The organism is Rhizobium sp. S163 (assembly GCF_030380805.1).
In the GTDB taxonomy this organism is placed as follows: domain Bacteria; phylum Pseudomonadota; class Alphaproteobacteria; order Rhizobiales; family Rhizobiaceae; genus Rhizobium.
The window spans coordinates 67989-92689 of record NZ_JAUDSA010000018.1 but is presented as its reverse complement, the minus strand read 5'-3'; the positions used below and the strand labels follow the sequence as shown (position 1 = coordinate 92689).

Sequence of the window (24701 nt, the reverse complement as noted above, 5' to 3'; positions counted from 1 at the left end):
ACATGGCAGATCCGTTTGACAGCTGGTCGCTGGACCGGGAAATCGTGCTGGTGAAGGTCATCAATCATCCCCGCCACAGGGTCTTCGCGGCCTGGATGGACCCCAATGCCTTGGCGCAATGGTATGGCCCCGCAGGCCTTGCGATCGAGAGCATCGAGGCCGATATTCGCGAAGGCGGCGTGTGGCGGTTCGACATGGTGGGCATGTTCGAAGGCCGGGAGCAGCGCTTCCCCAATCTCATGCGCTTTCTCGAAATCGTGCCCAACGAACGGATCGTCATGGACTACGGCACGCCCGACCCCGAGGACCCCGATCGCTTCCGGGTGACGGTGACCTTCGACGAGCAGACCGACGGCAAGACGGTGCTGACCATGCGCCAGCTGCATCCCACCCGCGCGCGGCGTCAGTTCGTCATCGGCTTCGGCGCCGTCGAATACGGGCTGCAGACGCTTGACGGACTGGTGGCCTGGCTGGATGGCCAGGCAGGCGGTGAGGCGGCCGAATAAGGCCGCTCACCAGCCCTCGGACAGCACCTTTTCCAGCATGTCGGCAAAGAAATCGGCGCTTTCGGCGGCAAGGCAGAGCGGCGGCTTGATCTTCAACACGTTGAGGTGATCGCCGGTCGGCTGCATGATAACGCCGAGCTCGAGCAGGCGCGTGCAGATCGCCGCCGTCTCCTCGCTCGCCGGCTCCAGCGTTTCGCGGTCGCGGACGAACTCGACGCCGAGATAGAGCCCCATGCCATGCACCGCGCCGATGAGCGGATGGTGATCCATCAGCGTCACCAGCCGGCCCTTCAGCCGATCGCCGATCTCGCGGGCGTTCTGCTGCAGCGCCTCGTCGGCCATGATGTCGAGCACGGTGATGCCGACGACGGAGCTGACCGGGCTGCCGCCGGCCGAGGAGAAGAAATAGCCCTCCTTCTCCAGCGAATCGGCGATCGCCCGCGTGGTGATGACGGCGCCGAGCGGGTGGCCATTGCCCATGCCCTTGGCGACCGTGATGATATCGGGCACCACCTGCTGCTCTTCGAAGCCCCAAAAATGATGGCCGAGCCGGCCATAGCCGACCTGCACCTCGTCGGCGATGCAGACGCCGCCACGGGCCCGCACTTGGCCGTAGACGGCGGCGAGATAACCATGCGGCAGCGCGATGCCGCCGGCATTGCCGTAAACCGGCTCGGCGATGAAGCCCGCCAGCCGCTCGCCGCTGGCGTCGATCAGCTCCAGCGCGGCAAGAACGCTCTGTAGATAGTCGCCGGTCGAATCGGGGCCGCGAAACTCGCCGCGATAGGTGTTGGGCGCAGCGACCGGATGGACCCAATCGGGCCGCGTCGTCAGCGCCTGCGGATTGTCGGCGATCGAGGTGGAGACGGCATCGCTCGCCACCGACCAGCCGTGATAGGCCTCAAGCAGGCTCAGCATGTTGCGCGCGCCGGTGTGGGCCCAGGCAAGCCGCAGCGCCAGATCGTTGGCCTCCGACCCCGAATTGACCAGGAAGACGGTGTCGAGACCTTCGGGGGCCAGAGCCGCCAGCCGTTCGGAGAGATCGGCGACGGCTGCATAGTGAAAGCGCGAATTGGTATTCAGCCGCAGCCATTGTTCGCCGACGGCATCGGCCAGGCGCGGATGGCCGTGGCCGAGGATGGTGACGTTGTTGACCATGTCGAGATAGGCGCGGCCCTCGACATCGAACATATATTCCTTCCAGCCGCGCTCGATGCGCGGCGGGATCTCGTAATAATGCTTCTGGGCCGCGGCGAAATGGGCCGTGCGAACGGCAAGGATTTCCGCGTCGACAGGCTTCGGCGCCTCGACGCCCTTGCCAAGCAAGGCTGCTGGCGACGGGCAAAGCGCCGACCAGGCGAAGACTTCAGCGGGCGTGCAGAAGAGCGGCGGCTCGGCACCCTTCAACGTCGAGAGCTGCACGCGCAAGCCGCCGAGCGATCCCTGTTCGCCAGAGACCACGCCGATCGCCTGGCCTGATTCGAGCTCGGCGCCATCCTCGACCGATGGGTCGAGACCGTCGAGATGAAGGCCGATATCGGCGCCCTCGAGCACCAGATGGTGGTTCTGCCAGCTGATGCGCCCCGAGAACGGGGCCGCGATCGCACTGCCGGCGGCGAGGCAGATATCGGCATGCAGCGCGTAGGTGGCCGACGGCCTGGCGCTCAGCAGGCGGGCGCGCGACAGCCTGTATTCGCCGTAGCGGGTGGCGGCGGCATCGGCCTCGGAGGCGGCGCGGGCGAGCAGGCGCCAGTCCATGTCGCCCTGGCCCCAATTGCCGGCGGCGAAGTGCTGGCTTTCGACGCCGAGGTCGACATAGAGCATGTTCTGGAGATCGAGATCGGGCAGCAGCGGATGCCAGTGCTCGGTCGCAACAGTGGGAAGTTCGATGCCCGCCGTCTTCAGGATCGCCGTCTCCATGAGATCGAAGGGCACGGCGATGGCGGTATCGAAGATGCGCTGCTCAAGCACGAGATTGGCGCGGACATATTCGTTTTCGGGATCGATGGAGATCTGCTGCTCGCTGCTCGCCACCAGAATGACGGCGCGGGCGACGACCAACGGCCAGAGCGCCCTGAGCTCCTCTTCCTTCAGCGGATAGACCTCGTGATAGGCCTTGACGGCGGGCAGCACGAAGAAGGGGTCGCCATCGGCCTGGTGCAGCAGCGAGGCGCAGGTGACGGCGAGATCGCCGACCAGCCAGCCGCGGATGATATCGCCGAAATCGATGACGCCATCCGGGATGAGGCGGCCCTTTTCGTCACGGCGGCTGACGACATTGTCGCCGGTCACGTCATGGTGGACGGCCTGCAGGCGCAGCGCCGGCGCGAAGGGCTGCACGCGGCGAACGGCAGCGACCATGTTCTTGGCGATGCGGTCGCGCGCGGCGCCATCGGTGATCGCCGACAGGAGCTGGACGGCGACCGGGCCGGCGCGGCGCAAGTCCCATTGCAGGTTGCGGTCGAGGCCGGGGTGATCGAAATCGGCCAGCGACCGGGCGAGATTGGCGCAGAGCGCGCCCAGCGCCGCCACGGAGTGCCCGGGGAGATACGAAGGTTTGGTGAGGCCCTCACCTTCGAGATATTCGAGCAGGCGAACCTGATAGGTCTGGTCGCGGACGACGACGGCGACGATGTCCTGGCCATCGGTGGAGGCGACCACGCGGGGCACGCGCGGCGCGCCCTCGATGCCGGCGAGATGACGGATCGCGGCATTCTGCGCCTCGAGCTCGATCGTCTCGTAGATCATGTGGCAAATCTTCAGGACGTAGGTCTGATCGCCGGTATCGACGCGGTAGTTGCGGTCCTGCTGGCTTCCGAGTTCGCTCAGCTGGCCGGACAAACCGTAACGCGACTGCAGGATGTCTCCAGCTTCCTCGGCCGTCACATCTGGACGCGGAAGCTCGAGACGCTGAGCAAGCGTTTCATCGGTCATGGCATTCCCCCACCGCACGATTCGATCCTGCACAATAAGCAGATAATCGACAGCTTGCTATCGGCAAGCAAGGGATCGGGCGTCATCACTAGGAATTACCGGCCTAGGAATTACTGGCCAAGGAATTAGCGGACGCCCGATAGCTGTGTCAGCCCATGCGCTCGGAGGCATAGCTGCCCGGGCTTGCCGGGAAGACCACGGTGCGGTTGCCGTTCAGGAACACGCGGTGGTGGATGTGGGCGTGGATGGCGCGGGCGAGAACCTGGCTCTCGACATCGCGACCGATCGAGACGTAATCGTCAGCCGACTGCGCATGGGTGATGCGCGCCGTGTCCTGCTCGATGATCGGGCCTTCGTCGAGGTCGGCGGTGACGTAGTGCGCGGTGGCGCCGATCAGCTTTACGCCACGCTCATAGGCCTGCTTGTAGGGGTTTGCGCCCTTGAACGACGGCAGGAAGGAGTGGTGAATGTTGATGATGCGGCCGGACATCTTCTTGCACATCGCATCCGAGAGCACCTGCATGTAGCGGGCGAGCACGACGAGTTCGGTGCCAGTCGATTCGACGATCTGCATGATCTGCGCTTCGGCCTCGGGCTTGTTTTCCTTCGTCACCTTGATGTGGTGAAAAGGGATATCGTGATTGACCACCACCTTCTGATAGTCAAAGTGGTTGGACACTACGCCGACGATATCGATCGGCAGCGCACCGATCTTCCAGCGGTAGAGCAGGTCGTTCAGGCAGTGACCGAAGCGCGAGACCATCAGCAGCACCTTCATGCGCTGGTCGCCGTCGTGGATTTCCGCGGTCATCTCGAATTTCTCGGCGATCGGCTGGAAGCCTTCGCGAATAGCCGCCAGCGTCGCACCCTCTTCGGAGATGAAGCTGACGCGGGTGAAGAACATGCCTGTCGACAGGTCATCGAACTGCGAGCTATCGATGATGTTGCAACCCTTGTCGGCCAGATAGGTCGAAATCGCCGCCACGATGCCGCGTGTCGATTTGCAGGCTACCGTCAATACATATTGCGTCATGCGTCATATTCCTTGTTTAAGCGTCGGCCTTGTTTAGGCGGCATCGACCGTCGAGCCTGCTTAGATCAAAGCGACATGGCCGATCAAGCACGACGCTCACGCCGCTGCACCAAGTTTATCGAGAAGAGCGGCCTCAATGGCCGGAACATCCCATCGACCGTCAGCTTACGGCGTTTCCTATCGGAGTCCGTTCACTTTGCGTCGTGGAACCGCGCATCCCCGCCGTGGCCTTGGTGCCCTCGTTGAATTTGAGAAAGCCGACGAGAAGCCAGCCGAGGCCGGCGGTCTTCATGGAAAAGATCGCGGTCGAGCCGATCATCAGGTTCAGGAACATGAAGAGCGAGAGGGAATGGCAAAGCCGCTTCTGGTTCGGCGTCTGGCCGGCCGGGTAGAAGGAGACGAAGAGCCAGAAGAGGATCAGACCGAAGACGGTGGCACCGTAGGTGATGTAGACGTAGCCGCTGTCGACGAAGGTCGTCGCCTTGTCGAGCTCAAGCCCCATCGTCGCCGGCAAATCCATGGCGATGATGTTTCTGATCGTGCCGCTGATGCGGCCGACGAAGTCGTCGTCATGGGCGTTCGGCTTGAAGGCATGGATGATGAAGCCGACCATGACGATGCCAGGCATCATCAGGAAATTGAAGATCTTCGGGATGAAGGGATAGATGACATAGCCGGCAGCGCTGACGATGGCAAAGATCAGCATGGTGCGGGTATCGTTCGTCACCAGGATGAGCACGATCGTGGTGACGAAGATCAGGCGATCGAACAGCGTGATGCGATTGGCGAAGCTCACGAGATAAATGACCATGACGCCGCAGAAATTGGCGAGCGACACCTGTTCGAGGAAGATCGAGGAGGAGCGGTGATCGATCAGGCCGAACGAAAACCTCCCTTCGAAGCCGAGCGCGCCGCGAAACAGGCCGGCATCACTATAGGTGGCGGGAGGCACGCCGCGGGTGTTCTGGAAATACTCGGCCGGATGGACCAACGCCACATAGGCCGGCGTCGAGACAATCTCGCAAACCAGCACGGCCAGAACCGTAACGCAGCAGATCTTGAAAGCGAGCCGCAGCGTTCGCTCGTTGCTCCAGCGGCCGAGCACGGTGAAGGCGAAGATGATCAGGACGTTGCGCAGATGATCGATATAGCCGGCCTTGTTGATGACCATCACGTAGACAGTCAGCACGATCGTCGCGAGGAGATAGCCGAGAGGAATGATATCCTCCTCGAAAATCCCCTTCTTCAGGATATAGCCGAAGCTGTAGGCGAGGATCAGGATTTCGCTCAACACCACGGCGGTTGGTGTCAGCGGCATGATGTTGTGATTGATGAAGGCAAGGATGGCGTTATAGGTCACGCCGAGCACGCTGACAGCCAGGATGCTGTAATCGATCGGCTCCTTAACGGTTGTGCCCTTGCCTGTCATGTCCTCAATCCACCAGCGTCTTGCACTTGGCCTTGTCGGCGGGCGGGGCTTTAATGGCGTTTTCCAGCGCCGTCATCTGCTGGCGATCCTTGCCGTTGCGCGGCTGGACGTTCAGCGTCTCGGTCTCCGGCCACCAATCGCCCGCCACCCAATAGGTCCAGCCGAGCCAGACATCGGGGTTTGCCTGCATGTGGTTTAGCACGCGGCCGAGACCCGCCACGCAGGACTTGTCCTGCGACACGCCGAACTCGCCGAGGAAAACGCGCGTGTTGTTCTTCTTCGCCCAGTCGGTCATTGCAGTCACCGCATTGAGCGCGCTGTCGTTACCGCTGCATTCGGCGTGCATGCCCGATGAATCCTGGTCGAAATACTGATGCACCTCGTAAGCGTAATTCTTGCGAGGGTCGCGAACGCCAAGCATGACCGTGCCGTTGGCGCCACCCGGCGCATCCGCCTGCCAGGAATGGGCGCCGGTGAAGCGGGTGCCGGGAACGAGAATCAGGTTGTTCGCCCCCGTCGCGCGGATCGTGCGGATCGCGGCATTGGCCGCCTTCAGCCAGGCATCGGCGCCGATGTCGTAGGGCTCGTTCATCAGGCCGAAGATCACATCTTCCTGATTGGAGAATTCTATCGCCAGCCGCGCCCAGAATTCCGCGAAGGCGGTATCGGTGACCGGCGGCGTACCGATCATCACCTTGTCGTAATGGGCGTAGTTGTGCGGATCGAGAATGATGGTCAGGTGCTGCTTGCGCAAAAGCTCAACCGCGTCCTTCAGCCGCTGCAGCTCGGCCTCGTCGAGCGGCTTGCCGAGTTCGGGCTGCAGGCGCTCCCAGAGGAAGGGAAGACGCACGGTGTTGAAGCCCTTCTTGGCGAAATAGGCGATGGTGTCCTCGGATGGATAGGCATAGGCCTTGAAAACCTCGCCGCCGCGCTCGCCGAATTCGGCGCCCGAGAGGTTGATGCCCTGCAGGCATGTGCCCTGCGCGCTGGCGCCACCGGCCTGGAGCAAGATCGTTGCCAGGACGGCCGCCGCGAGGCGCCGCCGGAGGGAGGATTTGTCGCTCATTTGATACCGCTTCCGGGTTCGGCTGGTCGTTGGTGTCATTGCTTGTCCCGGCATCTTAACGGTCCGTTAGCTAAGGATTTCTAAAGTCGAGCCCACGTCGCCAGTATTTTAGAGGCGAGCAACGAGCGCGCGCATGAACCAGTTTGACAGGAACAAGGTTGGCCGGCTGCCACAATGGCGCAGCTATGAGCCGCCGAATACCGAGCCCAACCGGACCGGCGCACCCGGACCGGTGCTGCGCCCGTCCGACTTCGTGCCCGCCAAGCCTGCGCCCGCCTCCCTGATCACCGACGCCGCCCCGCAAGAGCCAGTATCGGCAAGCCGATCGAGACCGGTACCACCGCCGGCCGCCGCCGAGCCCACGCGGACGACTGAGCGCGACGCCCCGATCCAGCCGAGCGCCGACGCTTCACCTCCATCCGCCAGCACCGTCGCGCGCGAGGCGGCACCAGCGCCCCTTGCGACGCCGGTGACGGAGACCGTCGCTGCACCCGTGATCACGCCCGTTGTCGTCCAGGCACCAGCGCCGGGCGGCCCGCTGCTCGACACCCGCTCGGCGATCCAGGCGATCTGGAACAAGCGGCTCCTCATTCTTGGTCTCTCCGTGCTTGGCGCGGTTGCCGGCGCCGTCGTGCTGCCGATGTCGACGCAGAAATTCACAGCCAACACGACGCTCTACTTCGACCCGCGCCAGATCGGCCTCAACGATCCCAGCACGCAGGCCTCCGGCCCCTCGCCCGAGATGATCTCGGCGATGATCGACAGCCAGGTGCAGATCCTGAGTTCCGGCAACGTGATGCGCCGCGTGGCCGATGCGATGAAGCTCGACCAGGATCCGGAATTCAACGCCGGCCGGGCAGACAGTGCTGCGGTCGTCAGCGCGCTGCAGAAAGCGCTCGTCATCACCCGCCAGAGTTCCACCTATGTGGTCTCCATGGACGTCACCACGAAGAACGCCGAGAAATCCGCGAGGCTGGCAAACCAGGTCGTGGCCTCCTTCCTGCAGGAAGAAGACGGCGCCAGCTCAGGCCTCTACCAGGATACCTCGAAAACGCTCGACAACCGCCTGACCGATCTTCGCCAGAAGGTGCAGGAGGCCGAACAGGCTGTGGAGACCTACCGCGCCGACAACGACATGGCCTCGACGCAGAACGGACTGATCTCCGACCAGCGCCTGGCCTCGCTGAACACCCTGCTGGTGACCGCGCAAGACAAGACGATCCAGGCCAAGGCACGCGCCGATGCGGCGGCCAACCTGCGCTTCGAGGACGTGGTCGGCGGCACCTCGCAGGGCGGCGGCGTTTCAACCGCGCTTGCAACGCTTCGCCAGCAATATTCGACGCAGGCCGCCATGGTGAGCAGCCTCGAGAGCCAGATGGGCACGCGCCATCCGCGCCTGCAGGCCGCGCGCTCGTCGCTGAACAGCATATCCGACCAGATCCGCGGCGAGCTGCAGCGGCTGGCGAGCACGGCGCAGGGCGAATACCAGCAGGCGAAGAAGGCCGAGGACGCTGTCTCCAAGGAGCTGTCGGTTCAAAAGGCCCTGCAGGTGAACACCTCCGACAAGCAGGTCGAGCTCAACGAATTGCAGCGCAAGGCGACCGCCGCGCGCGACATCTACGAGACCGTGCTGAAGCGTTCCGGCCAGACCAGCGAGGAGCAAAGCCTGTCGCGCAGCAATGTGCGGGTGATCTCCGAGGCCGAGCCGCCGCTGAAGGCCAACGGGCCGGGCAAGACGGCGCTGCTGATTGCCGGCGTCATTGGTGGGTTCTTCGCCGGCTTCCTCCTCGGCGCGGGCTTTGCCATCCTCGCCAGCCTCTTCGCCCACCCGACGTTTCGCGGTTATTTCCGCAAGCCGGCCTAGGCTCGCATGAGGTCACGTTTGCGGGAGCGGCGCGTGCTTCCGCTTGATGCGTTAGAGTGGCATGCTTACATCGAGAGCATTGATAGAGAGACCGGCAAACGGCCGGAGGGAATTGATGCGGCTTGGTAATTTCGAAAAAATCGTTCTCGTGGCGCTGACGCTTTCGAGCGGCGTTCTCCCCGCGCCGGCGTTTTCGACCGACTGGGGCCGCGCCGGCCAGGGCCGGGTGCAGTCGGCCTATCCCTATCCCAACCTGCCGGGCGTCAAGGCGCCGACCGACCCTTCGCTGGAGCCGAAGCTGACCTGCCGCACCGAGACGCAATTCGTGCGCCGGCGCTACGACGAGATCTTCCGCTCCGGCGGCATGCCGATGACCGTCTATGTGTGCGACCGCGACGGTGTGATTTCCACCGGCAGCCAGGTGCCGCTGCGCGGTCATTACCAGCCCGTCCGCTAAGCGGGCCTTTTCCCCTCCTCATCGGGTTTCGGCTCGCGCCCGCGACGCTTTTTAGGCGATGCGGCCTTGCGAGGTCTGCGAAATATTTCCAAGGTCCGGTAACAACTGCATGTGCCCGTTCGTAGAGGATGATGTCGGGTGAATTATTCGGCGCGTGAAGAGGAATGGGCAGACTGGATGCGGCGGGCGCTTGATGGCGACGCGCAGGCCTATCAGCGTTTTCTTCTGGCGGTGACGCCGCATCTGCGCGCCATGGCGAGGCGGCGTTGCGAACAGTTCTGCGCGCCGGCAAGCGAGGCGGAAGACGTGGTGCAGGAAGTGCTGCTCGCCGTGCACCTGAAGCGCGGCACCTGGGACCCGGCGCGGCCGATCGGTCCGTGGCTTTCGGCCATCGTGCGCAACAAGCTGATCGACAGCCTGCGCCGGCGCGGACGGCATGTGAGCGTGCCGATCGAGGATGTGATGGAAACGGTTGCCAGCGACGACGAGGCAGCCGATGCGATGGACCGGCTCGACGCCATCCACCTCCTGGAGCGGCTGAAGGATCCGCAGCGCGACATCGTTCGCTCGATCTCGATCGGTGGCGCGGGGATACGGGAAACGGCGGAGCGGCTGAAGATGAGCGAGGGGGCGGTGCGCGTTTCGCTGCATCGGGCGCTGAAGAAACTTGCCGCCTTTTATCGCGGCGAGACGGACGATCGGAGTGGACGTGTTGAAGACGAATGAGCTGATCAGCCTGTTGACCGAGGATGCGCCCGTGCGGATGCGGCTGGGGCGCGCGCTGAAGACCGCGCTCGTCTCGGGCGTCGTCGCTTCGGCGCTTATCCTGGTATTCGCGATCGGCATCCGCCACGACATTGCAGGCATGATGGGTACCACCCGCGTGCTCTTCAAGGTGAGCCTGATGCTGGTGCTCGCCATTCTCGCATCGACGATCGTGTTTCGCATCGGCCGCCCTGACGCCCCCGTCAGCGCCGCGTCATGGGCGCTTCTGGCGCCGACAGGCGTGCTTGCGGCGGCCGTCCTCATAGAGCTCCAGGTGTTGCCTCGAGAGCTTTGGGAACCGCAGATGATGGGGCACAACGCGGCCTATTGCCTGGCGCTGATCCCGCTTCTGTCGATCGCGCCGCTTTTGGGCTTCATCCTGGCGCTCCGCGCCGGTGCGCCGCGCCGGCCGGCGCTTGCGGGTGCCGCGGCCGGGCTTGCCGCCAGCGCCATCGCGTCAGCGCTCTACGCCTGGCATTGCGTCGACGACAGCCCGCTCTTCGTCGCCACCTGGTACACGATCGCGATCGCACTCGTGACCGCCATAGGCGCGGCACTCGGGCGCCGTTACCTCAGATGGTGATGATCAAACTGCGACCCGAACGGCCACCCTGCATGCGGGACTGCTAGCCGCCATTGGCGACGTCGCCATCGACCGCCTGCTGCTGCGTCGCCTTTGGCCCGACCGGCTGCACAACGTCGTCGATCCGGTGTCTGGTGCCGTAGCCTATGATGGCGCAGGCGACGATGACGGCCATCAGCAGACAGGCAAGCACGCCCGTCAGATCGACCCTCAGCGTGGAACCGCCGCCATTATCGGAAGAAGACGTCACGTTGGTCATGCGGCACCCGGTCCCTCGAATACTATCGATGAATATCGTCGCCTCCCAGCGGAGTGACCTAAGCATCATTCGAAGAGGATGGAAAGAGATTGGGGCTTATCTAAGGGATCGATCGCGCGATAATACTTGGCAGAGTTGCATGAAAACATGGCTACGCGGGCAGAGGTAGAAATAGTCGCGTCGGCACTTGCGATGAGGCAGTAACGCACGCGCGTTGGCGCAGCATGACATGCCTGCGTTCAGCGCGTACCGTCCACCAGAGCCCTGCGCACGGCATCCGGCTCCTTTTCAATTACCTTTAACAACGCCGCAGCTGGACCACTGATGCGTCGCTGACCTTGCTCCCACTTGCGGTAGCCGGAAAGGCTCATGCCCATCAGCGGCGCCATCTGAGCCTGGGTGAGGTTCACCCTTTCACGCACCTCGCGGGGATCGAGAGGAGCATGAACGACAGCTAGACCGTCACCCTTTGCATGGGCGAGAGCCTCTCCAAGAGACTGAATAAGATCGTCTGCGAAGCTTGTCATTTTCGTCTCCGTCATTTCGTTTGCCGCGCGGCGGCCTTGAGAGCCGAGGCCAAGGCCGAAACAATCCGTTTCTCGTCCGGCGTCATGTCCGTCTTGGCGTTCTTCGCATAGGCAAGCAGAGCATAAAGCGGCATCGTTTCATCGAGATAGTAGTAGATGATCCGAGCGCCGCCTCGCTTTCCTCGCCCAGACGCCGCAAAGCGCACCTTGCGAACGCCGCCGGTGCCCGGAATTTCATCCCCGGCAAGAGGATTTTCCGCGAGAAAGTCTATCAGCTCCCGCTTCTCTTCCTCGCTGAACAGTTTTTCGGCTTGTCGGGTGAAGGTCGGAGTCTCTGCAACAGTCAGCATGAAATGTACCCCATTGGGTTATCATTTTCAAGATAATCGACTATTCGTCAGGCATGCGAAGAGCCCGGTCAAATTCGCTTTAATCCAGAATGCTGCGGATTGCTGTTTGTATCGGCAGCGACAGTGAGAAAGCCCGGTTTCAATAAGTCTGACGCAAAAAAGACAAGCCCGTGAGGGCTTCCGGTGAACCGGAAAGCGTATCGAAGATATCTGCTAAGTCTTGAAATAGTTGAGAAATCTATGTTTCTCAAAAATGGAATGGTGCCCAGAAGAGGACTCGAACCTCCACACCCTTTCGGGTACCAGCACCTGAAGCTGGCGCGTCTACCAATTCCGCCATCTGGGCGACGGAGAGCCATGTACGGGGGTGGCCCGTTGGTGTCAACAGGGTTTTTGAAGTTTTTCTGACACCACGCAAAAAAGTCTAAGGCCAAGGCCGGGAAAGGTGGGTTTTTGGGCGGTCGGGGATTTCGGGCGATGCCAAGAAAGCTTGGGCGCACTATATGTCATTCAAGGAAAAGGATGGTGCGATGCGCGTTTTTCAGAAATTGCCGGTTGTTGTGATTCTATCCGTCATGCCGTTCAGCCAGGTTTCGGCCATGCCGATGGCGCCTGCTCCTGAAAATATCGGCAATCGAGATATCGTCCGCGTGCAGACCATGTGCGATTTTCGCGGCTGCTTCACCTTCGGCAAGACGCAATCGTTCACGCCATCCTACATACAGCCGAACTACCGGCCGCCGACCGCGACCGGACCGACCTATTATCGCCCGCGCGAAATGGGCCCGGCGCCGCAATACTACAACCCGCAGCCGCCGACGCGCTATAAGCCGTCGCAGCCACAGACGCGGACCGCGCGGCCGAACACGCCCGATCGCAACTTCCATGTCGATTGGTGCCGCAACCAATATCGCAGCTACAATCCCAGGACGGATCGCTTCGTCACCTATGAGGGGATCTACAAGACGTGCAACTCGCCTTACGACTAGGAGCGAGTTGAGCCTACCGGGTGTGGCTTAGCTTTCCTTCGACGCCCGGTCGGTGTGGCCGAGGTCGCGATCGGGGTCGATGATATCGCGGATGCGCTGCTTCAGCTCCTTGGGGCCGGGAAAGCCGCCGTCGCGCTTGCGCTCCCAGATAAGCTCATCATCGACGCGGATCTCGAAATTGCCGCCGGTGCCGGGGATGAGCGCCACTTCGCCGAGGCTGTCGGTGAAGGTCTGCAGCAGTTCCTGCGCCATCCAGCCGGCGCGCAGCAGCCAGTTGCACTGGGTGCAATAGAGAATGGTGACGCGGGCTTTTTTCTCGGTCATGGCGCTTTCCGTCGGGCTTCGGGCATGTCGTTCCAGTTGCGCCGAGCTTACGAAGTGGCCGGGTGGCGCGCAACGGATATTGCAATGCACGATGGCTTGGTGTTCTTCCTGTCGCTCAAAGGAAGACAGGAGATGCCGATGCGGGTTGCCGTGGTCGAAAATATGAAGAACACGTCGCTGGGTTCGCTCGGCATCGCGCTGGCCGAGGCCAATGCCGAGCTCGACATCTACCAGCCCTATCTTAACGGCCGGCTGCCGCAGAGCATCTTCGAGCATGACGCACTTGTCGTGCTGGGCGGTGAGCAGGATGCGCTCGACGACGCGAACTATCCCTATCTGCCGGCGTTGGCGCGGCTGATGCAGCGCTTTTGCGAGGCGGGCAAGGCGGTGATGGGCATCTGCCTGGGATCGCAGATCCTGGCGCGCGCCTATGGCGCGGAAAACCATCTTGGACGGCAGCTGGAATTCGGCTGGAAACCCGTCGAGATGACGGAAGAGGGAAAGGCCGATCCGCTGCTTTCGGGCCTCGATGCCGATTTCACCACCTTCGAATGGCACAGCGATACGTTTACGTTGCCTGAGGGCGCCTGCCTGCTGGCGACCAGCCCACTCGTGCGCAACCAGGCCTTCCGGCTTGGCCGCGCGACTTATGGGACGCAGTTTCATTTCGAGGCCAGCCGCGCGGTGGTCGAGGGGTGGAAGACGGGCTTCGAGGCAACGATCGAGCGGATGGAGCCCGGCTGGCTGAAGCGCCATCCCGATCTCGCCCCGGTGGACGGTGCAGCGGCTGACGCCAGCGGCCTTCAGATCGCGCGCAACTGGGTTGCGATGATCGAGGTCGCGACGGCGAAGGAACCGCTCGCCGCCAACGCCTGAGGATAGGGCCGATGGCGGCAGCCATTGGCTTGCATCAACCCGCCTTCGTCGGCCGGCTTGCCTCAACCCGCCTTCAAGCCCGGGCTCGCATCGCCGCCCGTAAGCTCCGGCATCAGATCGGCGATCTTCACGACCTTGCCGCTGCGCGCACTCGACAGCGCCGCGATCCCTGTCAGCACCGACATGGCGCCGGCGCGGGTGCCGGCGCGCTGGCCGAGGCGGTCTTCCATGCCGGGCTTGAAGATCATGTTGCGCATGCGGTCGTCCCCGCCATAGTGGCCGCCAGAGAAATGCGGCACGACGATGCGCTCGACCGGCTCCCTGCCCTTCGGAAAATTGCGGATCAAAAGGATCGTGTCCTCATCCGGCGTTTCCCAAGGCTGCTTTTCAAACTGGCGCAGCTCGATCCGCCCCTCGGTGCCGTTGAAGGCGATGTGGTGGCCTTCGATCGGCTGGAAGGTGTTCAACGAATAGGAGACGTGGACGTTGTTGCGGTAGCGCAGGCTGACGACCATGGTGTCGGGAATATCGATATCCTCGCGATAGACGCAGCCATCGCGGAAATAGCCGTCGATTTCGGAGGGGTCTTCATAGAGCGCATCGAGGAAGGGATCGGCCTCGAGATCAAGGTAGTAATCGCACTCCTCGGTGTGCGGACAGAGCTTGCAGCGCGGGCCGCGGAATGGGCCCTTGCGGCCATAATTCTGCAGGTCGGCGAAGGAGGTGACAGCCTCAGGGTCGCTGTCGAGATACCAGTTCAGGAGATCGAAGTGATGGGTGGCCTTGTGGACGAAGAGGCTGCCGGAATTTTCCGTATAGGCGTGCCAGCGGCGGAAGTAATCGGCGCCGTGCTTGGTGTCGAGGTACCAGTGAAAATCGACGGAGGTGACGCGGCCGATCTCGCCCGAGGAGAGCAGCTCCTTGATCTTGGCGGCCGTCGGCGCGTAGCGGTAGTTGAAGGAGACGTCGACGCGCTTGCCGCTGCGCTTTTCGGCATCGAGGATGCGGCGGATCTTGTCGACGGCTGTGGTCATCGGCTTTTCGGTGATGACGTCGATGCCGGCTTCGAGCGCCCGCACGACGATGTCGTCATGGGTATAATCGGGCGTGCAGACGATGACCATGTCGACCTGCTGCTCCGCGAGCATGGCGTCGATGTTCTCGTAGATCGGGGCGTTGCTGCCGATCATGGTACGGGCGCGTTCGGCGCGCAGCGAATTGGTGTCGACGATCGCCACCAGATCCACATGCTCGCGCCAGCCGGCCAGCAATTCCTTGCCCCACATGGTCGTTCCGCGATTTCCGGTGCCTATCAGTGCGAAGCGGCGTTTCTCCATCGAATGATCCTCCTTCATGCGTGCGGAAACGAAAATGTTGTTCTGCCAAATCAGATCCGGCAGCAGTCGTGAAAACGCTCGACGCAGGTGCGGATCACCTCGTCGGCCGGGCGTTTCCACCAGTTCTCCGCCGAGAATATCTCGACCTCCTGCGCGCCATGAAAACCTGCGCCCTCCACCATCCGTCTTATGCCCTTCAGGTCGATGACGCCATCGCCCATCATGCCACGGTCGGTCAGCATGTCCCGCGTCGGCACCAGCCAATCGCAGATGTGATGCGCGAGAATGCGCTTCAGTTGACCCGCGCGGGCGATCTGGCGCGCCAGATCGGGGTCCCACCAGACATGGTAGACGTCGATCGCAACGCCCACCCCCTCGCCCAGCGTCTCGCACATGTCGAGCGCCTGGCCGAGCGTGTTCACGCAGGAGCGGTCGGCGGCATACATGGGATGCAGAGGCTCGATCGCCAGCGGCACGCCGCTCGCGCGGGCATGCGGCAGTGTGGCGGCGATGCCGTCCGCCACCATGCTGCGCGCTTCATCGATGTTCTTCGAGCCGCCGGCGAGCCCGCCGACGACAAGCACGAGGCAATCGGCGCCCAGAGCGGCCGCCTCATCGACGGCGCGCTTGTTGTCGTCGATCGCCGATTGGCGGTCCGCCTCGTTGGCGGCGGGGAAAAAGCCGCCGCGGCAGAGACCGGTGAGCTTGATGCCGTTTTGGCGGACGATGCGCACCGCCTCGTCGAGCCCCACCTTGGCGACCTGATCGCGCCAGGGGGCGATCGAGGTGATGCCGTGTTTCAGGCAGAGATCGACCGCTTCGGCGAAGCCACATTGCTCGCGAATGGTCGCGAGGTTGATGGAGAGATCGTCTACCATGTTTGCCAGGCCCCGCTTTCATGCGGGGCAACAGGCGCGATCACCATGAGTACATAGCGCACTATATCAGGCATGGCTCAGAACTCCAGCGCGGGCACATCGAGCCAGCGGCGCTCAGCCCAGGATTTCAGCCCGAGTTCGGCGAGCTGTACGCCCTTGGCGCCTGCTTCCAGACCATAGGGCCAGGGCGCGTCCTCGGCGACATGGCGCAGGAACATCTCCCACTGCACCTTGAAGCCATTGTCGAAGGCCTGCGTGTCCGGCACCTCGTCCCAGGTTTTGTAGAAATCGATGGTCTGCGGCTGGTCGGGATTCCAGACGGGCTTGGGCGTGTTGACGCGGTGCTGGTCCAGCATTTCGTCAGCCCGGCGACGGCCGAACCGTGGGTGCCGTCGACCTGGAAGGTGACGAGATCGTCGCGGCGCACGCGCACCGCCCAGGACGAATTGATGTGGGCGATCGCCCCGCCTTCGAGCTCGAAAGTGGCATAGGCGGCGTCATCGGTGTCGCAATGATAGGGTTTGCCCTGTTCGTCGACGCGGGTGCCGATATGGGTGGCGCCGAGGCAGGAGACCGATTTGACCTCGCCGAAGAGATTGTCGAGCACGTAGCGCCAGTGGCAGAGCATGTCGAGAATGATGCCGCCGCCATCGGCCTTGCGGTAGTTCCAGGACGGGCGCTGCGCCGGCACGCCCCAATCGCCCTCGAAGACCCAGTAGCCGAACTCGCCGCGCACAGAGAGGATCTTGCCAAAGAAGCCGCTGTCGCGCAGCAGCGCCAGCTTGCGCAGGCCGGGCAGAAAGAGCTTGTCCTGCACGACGCCGTGCTTGAGGCCCGAGCCGCGCGCCTTGCGGGCGAGCGCGATCGCGACTTCGAGATCATCCGAGATCGGCTTTTCGCAATAGACATGCTTGCCGGCGTCGAGCGCCCGCGACAAAAGCTCGGCGCGCATCAGCGTGGTGCCGGCATCGAAGAATATCTGGTCGTCGGGATTCTTGAGCGCCGCGTCGAGGTCGGTCGACCAGCGCTTGATGCCGTGGCGCTTCGCCAGTTCCTCCATCTTGGCGGCGTTGCGGCCGACGATGATGGGGTCGATCTCGAGCTTCTCGCCTGATTTCAGCGTCAGGCCGCCCTGATCGCGGATCGCCAATATCGAGCGGACGAGGTGCTGATTGTAGCCCATGCGGCCCGTTACGCCGTGCAGAATTATTCCTAGACGTGCCATGTCTGCCTCCCTGCAAAACCGTGTTGCAATGCCGGACGCGCGATGCCGCGCGGCTCCTCCCGGCCAGTAACCAAACAGTTACTTGATGGCAGAGGAGAAGCGGCGCTGTCAATAGCCGGGGCTAAATTTCAGCGATCAGGCTTTGATCGAGGCGAGCGTGACGTGGACGATGTGGCGTTCCCAGGCGTCGAGATTGCCCTTCTCCGCAAGGTCGCGGCCGAAGATGGTCGAGAGCGTGTACTGGTTGGAAATGTAGAAATAGCCGAGCGAGGCGATGGTCAGATAGACGTTCAGCGGATCGGCGGCATCGATGAAGACGCCCGTCTTCTTGCCGCGATCGAGCACCTCGGTCAGCTCGACGATCAGGTGCGAATGCAGCTCCTTCAGCCGCACCGACTGGCGCAGCCAGCGGGCGCGGTGCAGGTTTTCTGTGCCAAGCAGACTCAGGAATTCGGGATGTCTCAGGAAATAGCGCCAGGTGAAGAGCGCAAGCTCCGCGATCCCCTCCTCCGGGCTACGGTCGCCGATATGCAGCTCGCGCTCGGCGGTGCGGATGCCGACATAGGCTTCCTCGAGCACATGCAGATAGAGCTGCTCCTTGTCGCCGAAGTAGTGATAGAGCATGCGCTTGTTGGTGCCGGCACGCTCGGCGATGGCATCGACACGGGCGCCACCCATGCCGTTTTCGGCGAATTCCCGGGTCGCGGCTTCGAGAATGGCGGCGCGCGTTCGCTCGGGATCGCGCTGCAAAACGCGCTCTTGTGAACGCCGCTTGGCCGGTTTCTTCTCTCCGCTGCCATCCATCCCTAATACCCTTTCCTTTAAACCTCGCGCTCATAGTTGTTTATGAACAGATTGTAAAAAACCAAGCCTGACGATCCCGCCGCCACATGTCGCTTGACAGTCCCGGTGCTTCTTCATAGCTTGTAACCAAATAGTTATTTGTTGCAAGAGAAACCAGCCGGGAGCGTGTGGAGGCGCTCCCCAAGGGAGGAGGAAAAACAGATGACGTTTCGTGTGAGCAGACGCAATTTCGTTGCGGGAGGGGCCACGCTTCTTTCGCTGTCCGCACTGGCGCCAGGGGCTTTTGCCGCCGACGCCCGGCTGCGGCTCTTGTGGTGGGGTTCGCAACCGCGCGCCGACCGCACCAACAAGGTTTCGGATCTCTACAAGGCCAAGAATTCAGGCACGTCGATAACCGGCGAGTTCCTGGGATGGAGCGATTACTGGCCGCGACTGGCGACCCAGGTCGCCGGCCGCAACGCGCCCGACGTGATCCAGATGGATTACCGCTATATCGTCGAATACGCGCGGCGCGGCGCGCTCGCCCCGCTTGAATCCTACATGCCGTCGAAGCTCAATCTCGACGATTTCGATCCGGCGCAGATCGAGGGCGGCAAGGTCGACGGCCATCTCTATGGCGTCAGCCTCGGCGCAAACTCGGCGGCAACCGTCGTCAACACGGTGGCGCTGCAGGAAGCCGGCGTCGAGATGCCCACCAACAAGACAACCTGGGAAGAGCTCGGCAAGATGGGCGCCGAGATCACCAAGGCCGGCAAGCGCAAGGGCTTCTTCGGTTTTGCCGACGGCAGCGGCGCGGAGCCGCTCTTCGAAAACTACGTGCGCCAGCGCGGCAAGGCGCTCTACACGGCGGACTCGAAGATCGCCTTCGGCGCCGACGACGCATCCGAATGGTTCGACATGTGGGCCAAGTTCCGCGAGGCGCAAGCCTGCGTGCCGCCCGATGTGCAGGCGCTCTACAAGGACACGATCGATACCGCGCCGCTGACGCTCGGCAAGGCCGCGATCGACTATGCGCACAGCAACCAGTTCGTCGGCTTCCAGGCCGTGGTCAAGGACAAGCTGACGCTCAACAACTACCCGCTGATCAAGGCGGACTCGAAGGGCGGCCACTACCGCAAGCCGTCGATGTTCTTCTCGGTCTCGGCGCAGTCCAAGGCGCTCGAACAGGCCGTCGACTACGTCAACTTCTTCGTCAAGGATCCAGAAGCCGCCAAGGTGCTCGATGTCGAGCGCGGCATCCCGGAATCCAAGGCGATGCGCGATGTCGTGGCCGGCATGCTCGACGATGTCGGCAAGATCCCGCTGAACTATGTGGCCAATCTCGGCGATCTCGCCGGGCCGCTGCCGCCGCCGCCGCCTTCAGGCGCCGGCGAAGGCCAGACCGTTCTGCGCCAGCTTGCCGAGCAGGTCGCCTTCGGTCAGGTCACGCCAGCCGATGCCGGCAAACAGCTTGTCGACGAGATCACGCGCCTTCTCGCGCGGGGTTGACCGACATGAGCAATGCGATGCGCGCGACGGCTGACCGGGCCGCGACGGCGGAGCAGTATCAGGGAGTGGTCGCCGACAGCCGTTGGCGACGCCTCCTTGCCGCCAACGGACCTGGATATCTCTTTCTTCTTCCATGGCTGCTCGGCTTCCTGGGGCTGACGCTCGGGCCGGCGCTGGTGTCGCTCTACCTGTCGTTCACGGATTTCGACATGATCCGCTCGCCCGAATGGGTGGGGGCGGCGAACTATGTGCGCATCACCACCGCAGACCCGAAGTTCGCGGCAGCGATGAAGGTGACGCTGACCTATGTCGTGCTGTCGGTGCCGTTCAAGCTGATCTTCGCGCTTCTGGTGGCGATGGCGCTCAACAAGGGCGTGCGGGGGCTGACGTTCTACCGCGCCGTCTTCTATCTGCCATCGCTGCTTGGCGGCAGCGTGGCGATCGCCGTCTTGTGGCGGCAGCTCTTTGCCGGTGACGGCCTGGTCAACGCGGCGCTGTCGCATATCGGCATCCAGGGACCGAGCTGGATCTCGCATCCGAGCTACTCGATCTATACGCTTGTGGCGCTCAGCGTCTGGCAGTTCGGCTCGCCGATGATCATCTTCCTCGCCGGGCTGAGACAGATCCCGACCGACATGTACGAGGCGGCGAGCCTGGACGGGGCCTCGAAGTTCCGGCAGTTCTACAAGATCACCCTGCCGCTTCTGACGCCCGTCATCTTCTTCAACGCCGTGGTGCAGACGATCGACGCCTTCAAGGCGTTCACGCCTGCCTTCATCATCTCCGGCGGGTCGGGCGGGCCGATCAATTCGACGCTGTTCTACACGCTCTATCTCTATCAGGAGGCGTTCGGGAACTTCCGCATGGGCTATGCTTCCGCTCTTGCGTGGATCCTGGTGCTGATCATCGCCGTGTTCACCGCCTTCTCGTTCCTGTCCTCACGCTACTGGGTGCATTACGATGACTAACGGGATCACATCCGCGGTCGCCGCGCCGCCATCCGACATCACCAAGCGCAGCCTGCCGGCCTCGATCGTCGTTCACGCGCTGCTGATCATGGCCTCGCTGCTGATGCTCTATCCGCTCTTGTGGATGGTTTCGGCCTCGGTGCGGCCGGAAAACGAGATCTTCTCGTCGACCTCGCTTATCCCGTCATCGATCGATTTCACATCCTATGTGCGCGGCTGGAGCGGGCTCGACATCACCTTCGGGCGCTTCTTCTGGAACTCACTGGTGATTTCGCTGCTGACCGTGACCGGCAACGTGGTTGCCTGTTCGCTTGCCGCCTATGCCTTCGCGCGGCTGCGCTTTGCGGGGCGGAACTTCTGGTTCGCGATCATGCTCGGCACGCTGATGATTCCCTATCACGTGACGCTGATCCCACAATATGTGCTGTTTCTCAACCTCGGCTGGGTGAACACCATCCTGCCGCTCGTCGTGCCGAAGTTTCTCGCCAGCGATGCCTTCTTCATCTTCCTGATGGTGCAGTTCTTCCGCGGCATCCCGCGCGAGCTCGATGAGGCGGCGATGATGGATGGCTGCAGCGCCTGGCGGATCTACTGGAAGATCATGCTGCCGCTCTCGCTGCCGGTGCTGGCGACGGCGGCGATCTTCTCCTTCATCTGGACCTGGGACGATTTCTTCGGGCCGCTGATCTACCTCAACGACATGGACACCTACACGATCCAGCTCGGCCTGCGCACCTTCGTCGATTCGAGCAGTACATCGGACTGGGGCGGGCTGTTCGCCATGTCGACGCTGACGCTGGTTCCGGTGTTCTTCTTCTTCCTGTTCTTCCAGCGGCTGTTGATCGACGGCATCGCCACGACGGGCATGAAGCGTTGAGACCGGCCGCGATGAACATGCCAAAGAGACCTACCCCATGAGCATAAAGAGAGTTGCGATCATCGGCTGCGGCATCGGCCGCTCGCATATCGTCGAGGGTTACCTGCCGCATCCCGACAAGCTCGAGGTAGCCCTTCTCTGCGACCTCAACGAAGCCAGGCTTGCCGAGGTGGCCGACGAGTTCGGGATCGCCGGACGCACCACGTCCTTCGCCGAGGTTCTCGCCGACGAGAGCATCGACATCGTCGACATCTGCACGCCGCCCGGCATCCATCTCGAGCAGGTGGTGGCAGCCCTTCAGGCGGGCAAGCATGTGATATGCGAGAAGCCGCTCACCGGATCGCTGTCCGGCGTCGACGAGATCATGCGCGTCGAAAAGACCGCCAAGGGCGTGTTGATGCCGATCTTCCAGTATCGCTACGGCGACGGCGTGGAAAAGGCGAAGCGGATCATCGAGGCGGGGATCGCGGGCAAACCCTATATGGGCTCGGTCGAAACCTTCTGGCTGCGCACGCCTGCCTATTACGCCGTTCCCTGGCGCGGCAAGTGGGCAACCGAGCTCGGCGGCGTGCTGGTGACGCATGCGCTGCACCTGCACGACATGCTGCTGCACCTGATGGGGCCGGCGACACGCGTTTTCGGCCGCGTCGCGACCCGCGTCAACGACATCGAGGTCGAGGATTGCGCCTCGGCGAGCCTGCAAATGGAAAACGGCGCCTTCGTCTCGCTGTCCTGCACGCTCGGCTCGCAGCGGGAAATCAGCCGGCTCAGGCTGCATTTCGAGAACGTCACCTTCGAGAGCAACCACGAGGCCTATTCGCCCGGCAAGGACCCATGGACGATCCTTGCCGCCAATGACGAGGTGCAGCGCCGGATCGACACCGTGATCGGCGACTGGCAGCCGGTAGCGCCGCGCTTCACCACGCAGATGGCGCATTTCCACGCCCACCTCGAAGGCAACGGCCCGCTGCCGGTCAGCACTGAGGATGCGCGGCGGGCGCTGGAGCTCGTGACCGCCATCTATCAATCGTCGGACAGCGGCCAGGACATCGCCCTGCCCGTCGGACCCGACAGCCCGAAATACGCCGACTGGCGCGCAAGAACCCGGTAACGGACAGACAAGGAAACCCTGGATATGGCAACAAGCGTCGTTCTTCAGAAGGTCGAGAAACGCTATGGCGCGCTTGACGTCATCCACGGCATCGATCTGGCGATCGATCCCGGCGAATTCGTCGTCTTCGTCGGCCCTTCCGGCTGCGGCAAGTCCACGCTGCTTCGTATGATCGCAGGACTGGAGGAGATCTCCGGCGGCGCGCTGATGCTCGACAACGAGCGGATGAACGAGGTGGCGCCGGCCAAGCGCGGGATCGCCATGGTGTTCCAGTCCTACGCGCTTTACCCGCACATGTCCGTCTACAAAAACCTCGCCTTCGGGCTGGAAACGGCCGGCTACAAGAAGGCCGATATCGAGCCGAAGGTGCAGCGCGCCGCTCAGATCCTGCAGATCGAGAAGCTGTTGCAGCGCAAGCCGAAGGCGCTCTCAGGCGGGCAGCGGCAGCGCGTCGCGATCGGCCGCGCCATCGTGCGCGAGCCGCGCATCTTCCTGTTCGACGAGCCGCTATCCAACCTCGACGCCGAACTGCGCGTGCAGATGCGCGTGGAGATTTCGCGGCTGCACCGCAGCCTCGGCAACACGATGATCTACGTCACCCACGACCAGGTGGAGGCCATGACCATGGCCGACAAGATCGTGGTGCTGAACTCCGGCCGCATCGAGCAGGTGGGCGCGCCGCTCGATCTCTACAACAACCCCGCCAACCGCTTCGTCGCCGGCTTCATCGGCAGCCCGAAGATGAACTTCCTGCAGGGCAAGATCGAAAGCGTCGGCGGCAACGAGACAACGATCAACGTCTGCGGCAACAGCGTGCGGCTGCCGCGCCGGGTGGCGGCGCAGGCGGGAGAAAGCGTAACCTTCGGCATCCGCCCGGAGCATCTGTCGCTGATCGACAAGGGCGGTATCGCGCTGTCATCAGTCAACATCGACCTTCTGGAAAACCTCGGCGGCGCGACGATGCTCTACACGACGACGCCGGACAAGCAGCAGCTGACGATCGCGCTCGACGGGCAGCAGAAGGTGGAGCGCGGGGCCAACGTCACTGCCTATTTCGACCCGGCGCGCTGTCATATCTTCGACGGCGCGGGCAGCACCATTTAGGCCGGCCATTTACCCCGCTTGACAGCACAGCCCGCTCTGGCCAAGATTTCAATAGGATAGGCCGCGAGGGGGACAGCGTGACGCCTGAAGACCGGATACATGCGCTTGGCATATGGAATGGTCCGATCGATATCTCGGCGATCACGGGAGGCATCACCAACCGCAACTATCTGGTCCGTGACGGCACGCTGAAGCGGGTCGTGCGGCTGGGCGACGATATCCCCGTCCACCACATCAGCCGATCGAACGAACTGGCGGCGAGCAAGGCGGCGCATGCGGCCGGGCTATCGCCCGCGGTGATCCACCATGCGCCGGGCGTGCTGGTGCTCGACTACATCGAGTCAAAAGCGCTCACGCCCGAGGATCTGCGCGACGCCGGGACGCTGGAGCGCGTGATCCCGCTGGTGCGCGCCTGCCACGACGATATCGCACGCGAATTTCGCGGCACGGCTACGATCTTCTGGGTGTTTCATGTGGTGCGCGACTATATCGCCACGCTCGATGCCGCTGGCAGCCCGTATCATCGGCTGTTTCCCGATCTCCTGGTCAAGGCGGAGCGGCTGGAGCAGGCGGCCGGGCCGTTCGAGATCGCCTTCGGCCATAATGACATGCTGGCCGCCAATTTTCTCGACGACGGCAAAAGGCTCTGGCTGATCGACTGGGACTATGCCGGCTTCAACACGCCGCTCTTCGATCTCGGCGGCCTCGCCTCCAACAACGAGTTCTCCGAAGATGCCGAGCGCGCGATGCTAGAGGCCTATTACCAGGCGCCGCTGAAACCGGATCTCTGGCGGCGCTACCAGGCAATGAAATGCGCCTCTCTCTTGCGCGAGATGCTGTGGAGCATGGTGTCGGAAATCCACTCGACCATCGATTTCGACTACGCCGCCTATACCGCCGAAAACCGTGCGCGCTTCGAGCGCGCCTATGCCGAACAGGATCAATGA

General features: G+C 62.9%; 24 protein-coding genes, 1 tRNA gene and 1 pseudogene. 13 read left to right on the top strand and 13 right to left on the bottom strand.

Features of this window, described 5'->3' with window-relative positions; translation table 11 throughout:
* Positions 1-2: 2 nt before the first annotated feature.
* On the top strand, positions 3-506 hold the full coding sequence (locus QTL96_RS15940; RefSeq protein WP_289728374.1) for an SRPBCC family protein: 504 nt from the start codon (positions 3-5) through the stop codon (positions 504-506).
* A 6-nt stretch (positions 507-512) separates the two neighbouring features.
* On the opposite strand, the gene QTL96_RS15935 is transcribed toward QTL96_RS15940, so the two are convergent.
* The 4 genes from QTL96_RS15935 to QTL96_RS15920 all read right to left on the bottom strand — a co-directional run bounded on the left by QTL96_RS15935 (position 513) and on the right by QTL96_RS15920 (position 6968).
* Entirely contained in the window at positions 513-3440 is a 2928-nt protein-coding gene (locus QTL96_RS15935) for an aminotransferase (protein WP_289728373.1), read from the bottom strand.
* Positions 3441-3588: 148 nt separating this feature from the next.
* A complete protein-coding gene (gene purU / locus QTL96_RS15930; protein WP_113197233.1) occupies positions 3589-4473 on the bottom strand; it encodes a formyltetrahydrofolate deformylase in 885 nt (294 codons plus the stop codon).
* A gap of 160 nt (positions 4474-4633) precedes the next feature.
* The gene (locus tag QTL96_RS15925; RefSeq protein WP_289728372.1) at positions 4634-5902 is read right to left on the bottom strand and encodes a hypothetical protein; all 1269 of its coding nucleotides are present in this window, start codon (positions 5900-5902) and stop codon (positions 4634-4636) included.
* 4 nt (positions 5903-5906) lie between these two features.
* Positions 5907-6968: a glycoside hydrolase family 5 protein gene (locus QTL96_RS15920; protein WP_289728371.1), complete on the bottom strand. Its 1062-nt coding sequence runs from the start codon at positions 6966-6968 to the stop codon at positions 5907-5909.
* A gap of 133 nt (positions 6969-7101) precedes the next feature.
* Between QTL96_RS15920 and QTL96_RS15915 the strand changes: the two genes are divergently transcribed.
* The 4 genes from QTL96_RS15915 (at position 7102) to QTL96_RS15900 (ending at position 10637) form a co-directional block, all read left to right on the top strand.
* On the top strand, positions 7102-8832 hold the full coding sequence (locus QTL96_RS15915) for a GNVR domain-containing protein (RefSeq protein ID WP_289728370.1): 1731 nt from the start codon (positions 7102-7104) through the stop codon (positions 8830-8832).
* Between the two features lie 115 nt (positions 8833-8947).
* Positions 8948-9289 carry a hypothetical protein gene (locus QTL96_RS15910; RefSeq protein ID WP_018899157.1) on the top strand — a complete coding sequence of 114 codons (342 nt, stop codon included), beginning with the start codon at positions 8948-8950 and terminating at the stop codon, positions 9287-9289.
* A gap of 138 nt (positions 9290-9427) precedes the next feature.
* Positions 9428-10015, top strand: coding sequence for a sigma-70 family RNA polymerase sigma factor (locus QTL96_RS15905; RefSeq protein WP_289728369.1), 588 nt, complete (start codon positions 9428-9430; stop codon positions 10013-10015).
* Positions 10002-10637 (top strand): DUF1109 domain-containing protein, encoded by a 636-nt coding sequence (locus QTL96_RS15900; RefSeq protein ID WP_289729131.1) that lies wholly within the window; start codon positions 10002-10004, stop codon positions 10635-10637. The genes QTL96_RS15905 and QTL96_RS15900 overlap by 14 nt, the downstream gene beginning before the upstream one ends.
* Positions 10638-10680: 43 nt before the next feature.
* Here QTL96_RS15900 and QTL96_RS15895 read toward each other — a convergent pair whose 3' ends face one another.
* The 4 genes from QTL96_RS15895 to QTL96_RS15880 all read right to left on the bottom strand — a co-directional run bounded on the left by QTL96_RS15895 (position 10681) and on the right by QTL96_RS15880 (position 12119).
* Complete coding sequence (locus tag QTL96_RS15895; protein ID WP_289728368.1) at positions 10681-10896, bottom strand: hypothetical protein; 216 nt, start codon at positions 10894-10896, stop codon at positions 10681-10683.
* A gap of 239 nt (positions 10897-11135) precedes the next feature.
* Complete coding sequence (locus tag QTL96_RS15890; RefSeq protein ID WP_289728367.1) at positions 11136-11423, bottom strand: helix-turn-helix domain-containing protein; 288 nt, start codon at positions 11421-11423, stop codon at positions 11136-11138.
* A gap of 11 nt (positions 11424-11434) precedes the next feature.
* Positions 11435-11773 (bottom strand): type II toxin-antitoxin system RelE/ParE family toxin, encoded by a 339-nt coding sequence (locus QTL96_RS15885; protein WP_289728366.1) that lies wholly within the window; start codon positions 11771-11773, stop codon positions 11435-11437.
* Positions 11774-12032: 259 nt separating this feature from the next.
* Positions 12033-12119, bottom strand: a tRNA-Leu gene (locus QTL96_RS15880).
* Between the two features lie 184 nt (positions 12120-12303).
* Between QTL96_RS15880 and QTL96_RS15875 the strand changes: the two genes are divergently transcribed.
* Complete coding sequence (locus tag QTL96_RS15875; RefSeq protein WP_289728365.1) at positions 12304-12762, top strand: BA14K family protein; 459 nt, start codon at positions 12304-12306, stop codon at positions 12760-12762.
* 27 nt (positions 12763-12789) lie between these two features.
* On the opposite strand, the gene QTL96_RS15870 is transcribed toward QTL96_RS15875, so the two are convergent.
* Positions 12790-13086 carry a SelT/SelW/SelH family protein gene (locus QTL96_RS15870; RefSeq protein WP_113197242.1) on the bottom strand — a complete coding sequence of 99 codons (297 nt, stop codon included), beginning with the start codon at positions 13084-13086 and terminating at the stop codon, positions 12790-12792.
* Between the two features lie 138 nt (positions 13087-13224).
* Here QTL96_RS15870 and QTL96_RS15865 point away from each other — a divergent pair, with 138 nt between their 5' ends.
* Complete coding sequence (locus QTL96_RS15865; RefSeq protein WP_289729130.1) at positions 13225-13962, top strand: type 1 glutamine amidotransferase; 738 nt, start codon at positions 13225-13227, stop codon at positions 13960-13962.
* Between the two features lie 62 nt (positions 13963-14024).
* On the opposite strand, the gene QTL96_RS15860 is transcribed toward QTL96_RS15865, so the two are convergent.
* The 4 genes and pseudogenes from QTL96_RS15860 to QTL96_RS15845 all read right to left on the bottom strand — a co-directional run bounded on the left by QTL96_RS15860 (position 14025) and on the right by QTL96_RS15845 (position 18206).
* Complete coding sequence (locus QTL96_RS15860) at positions 14025-15299, bottom strand: Gfo/Idh/MocA family oxidoreductase (RefSeq protein ID WP_289728364.1); 1275 nt, start codon at positions 15297-15299, stop codon at positions 14025-14027.
* Positions 15300-15349: 50 nt separating this feature from the next.
* Positions 15350-16177, bottom strand: coding sequence for a sugar phosphate isomerase/epimerase family protein (locus QTL96_RS15855; RefSeq protein ID WP_289728363.1), 828 nt, complete (start codon positions 16175-16177; stop codon positions 15350-15352).
* Positions 16178-16254: 77 nt separating this feature from the next.
* A pseudogene (locus QTL96_RS15850) lies at positions 16255-17402 on the bottom strand (Gfo/Idh/MocA family oxidoreductase).
* A gap of 135 nt (positions 17403-17537) precedes the next feature.
* Positions 17538-18206 carry a TetR/AcrR family transcriptional regulator gene (locus tag QTL96_RS15845; protein WP_112982924.1) on the bottom strand — a complete coding sequence of 223 codons (669 nt, stop codon included), beginning with the start codon at positions 18204-18206 and terminating at the stop codon, positions 17538-17540.
* Between the two features lie 201 nt (positions 18207-18407).
* Here QTL96_RS15845 and QTL96_RS15840 point away from each other — a divergent pair, with 201 nt between their 5' ends.
* The 6 genes from QTL96_RS15840 (at position 18408) to QTL96_RS15815 (ending at position 24701) form a co-directional block, all read left to right on the top strand.
* Positions 18408-19694: an ABC transporter substrate-binding protein gene (locus QTL96_RS15840; RefSeq protein WP_289728362.1), complete on the top strand. Its 1287-nt coding sequence runs from the start codon at positions 18408-18410 to the stop codon at positions 19692-19694.
* A gap of 5 nt (positions 19695-19699) precedes the next feature.
* Entirely contained in the window at positions 19700-20662 is a 963-nt protein-coding gene (locus QTL96_RS15835) for a sugar ABC transporter permease (protein ID WP_026283119.1), read from the top strand.
* Complete coding sequence (locus tag QTL96_RS15830) at positions 20655-21539, top strand: carbohydrate ABC transporter permease (RefSeq protein ID WP_289728361.1); 885 nt, start codon at positions 20655-20657, stop codon at positions 21537-21539. The genes QTL96_RS15835 and QTL96_RS15830 overlap by 8 nt, the downstream gene beginning before the upstream one ends.
* Positions 21540-21576: 37 nt before the next feature.
* Positions 21577-22650: a Gfo/Idh/MocA family oxidoreductase gene (locus QTL96_RS15825; RefSeq protein ID WP_289728360.1), complete on the top strand. Its 1074-nt coding sequence runs from the start codon at positions 21577-21579 to the stop codon at positions 22648-22650.
* Between the two features lie 24 nt (positions 22651-22674).
* Positions 22675-23754, top strand: coding sequence for a sn-glycerol-3-phosphate ABC transporter ATP-binding protein UgpC (gene ugpC / locus QTL96_RS15820; RefSeq protein ID WP_289728359.1), 1080 nt, complete (start codon positions 22675-22677; stop codon positions 23752-23754).
* A 77-nt stretch (positions 23755-23831) separates the two neighbouring features.
* Positions 23832-24701: a phosphotransferase gene (locus tag QTL96_RS15815; RefSeq protein ID WP_289728358.1), complete on the top strand. Its 870-nt coding sequence runs from the start codon at positions 23832-23834 to the stop codon at positions 24699-24701.

What these genes read in the sequence shown, in the direction of transcription:
- QTL96_RS15860 (WP_289728364.1), bottom strand. Translation starts at nt 15,299, where the DNA reads ATGGAGAAACGCCGCTTCGCACTGATAGGCACCGGAAATCGCGGAACG.
- QTL96_RS15855 (WP_289728363.1), bottom strand. Translation starts at nt 16,177, where the DNA reads ATGGTAGACGATCTCTCCATCAACCTCGCGACCATTCGCGAGCAATGT.
- QTL96_RS15825 (WP_289728360.1), top strand. Translation starts at nt 21,577, where the DNA reads ATGAGCATAAAGAGAGTTGCGATCATCGGCTGCGGCATCGGCCGCTCG.
- QTL96_RS15915 (WP_289728370.1), top strand. Translation starts at nt 7,102, where the DNA reads ATGAACCAGTTTGACAGGAACAAGGTTGGCCGGCTGCCACAATGGCGC.
- QTL96_RS15830 (WP_289728361.1), top strand. Translation starts at nt 20,655, where the DNA reads ATGACTAACGGGATCACATCCGCGGTCGCCGCGCCGCCATCCGACATC.
- QTL96_RS15895 (WP_289728368.1), bottom strand. Translation starts at nt 10,896, where the DNA reads ATGACCAACGTGACGTCTTCTTCCGATAATGGCGGCGGTTCCACGCTG.
- QTL96_RS15870 (WP_113197242.1), bottom strand. Translation starts at nt 13,086, where the DNA reads ATGACCGAGAAAAAAGCCCGCGTCACCATTCTCTATTGCACCCAGTGC.
- QTL96_RS15875 (WP_289728365.1), top strand. Translation starts at nt 12,304, where the DNA reads ATGCGCGTTTTTCAGAAATTGCCGGTTGTTGTGATTCTATCCGTCATG.
- QTL96_RS15840 (WP_289728362.1), top strand. Translation starts at nt 18,408, where the DNA reads ATGACGTTTCGTGTGAGCAGACGCAATTTCGTTGCGGGAGGGGCCACG.
- QTL96_RS15940 (WP_289728374.1), top strand. Translation starts at nt 3, where the DNA reads ATGGCAGATCCGTTTGACAGCTGGTCGCTGGACCGGGAAATCGTGCTG.
- QTL96_RS15890 (WP_289728367.1), bottom strand. Translation starts at nt 11,423, where the DNA reads ATGACAAGCTTCGCAGACGATCTTATTCAGTCTCTTGGAGAGGCTCTC.
- QTL96_RS15835 (WP_026283119.1), top strand. Translation starts at nt 19,700, where the DNA reads ATGAGCAATGCGATGCGCGCGACGGCTGACCGGGCCGCGACGGCGGAG.
- QTL96_RS15865 (WP_289729130.1), top strand. Translation starts at nt 13,225, where the DNA reads ATGCGGGTTGCCGTGGTCGAAAATATGAAGAACACGTCGCTGGGTTCG.
- QTL96_RS15920 (WP_289728371.1), bottom strand. Translation starts at nt 6,968, where the DNA reads ATGAGCGACAAATCCTCCCTCCGGCGGCGCCTCGCGGCGGCCGTCCTG.
- ugpC (WP_289728359.1), top strand. Translation starts at nt 22,675, where the DNA reads ATGGCAACAAGCGTCGTTCTTCAGAAGGTCGAGAAACGCTATGGCGCG.
- QTL96_RS15845 (WP_112982924.1), bottom strand. Translation starts at nt 18,206, where the DNA reads ATGGATGGCAGCGGAGAGAAGAAACCGGCCAAGCGGCGTTCACAAGAG.
- QTL96_RS15935 (WP_289728373.1), bottom strand. Translation starts at nt 3,440, where the DNA reads ATGACCGATGAAACGCTTGCTCAGCGTCTCGAGCTTCCGCGTCCAGAT.
- QTL96_RS15925 (WP_289728372.1), bottom strand. Translation starts at nt 5,902, where the DNA reads ATGACAGGCAAGGGCACAACCGTTAAGGAGCCGATCGATTACAGCATC.
- QTL96_RS15910 (WP_018899157.1), top strand. Translation starts at nt 8,948, where the DNA reads ATGCGGCTTGGTAATTTCGAAAAAATCGTTCTCGTGGCGCTGACGCTT.
- QTL96_RS15885 (WP_289728366.1), bottom strand. Translation starts at nt 11,773, where the DNA reads ATGCTGACTGTTGCAGAGACTCCGACCTTCACCCGACAAGCCGAAAAA.
- purU (WP_113197233.1), bottom strand. Translation starts at nt 4,473, where the DNA reads ATGACGCAATATGTATTGACGGTAGCCTGCAAATCGACACGCGGCATC.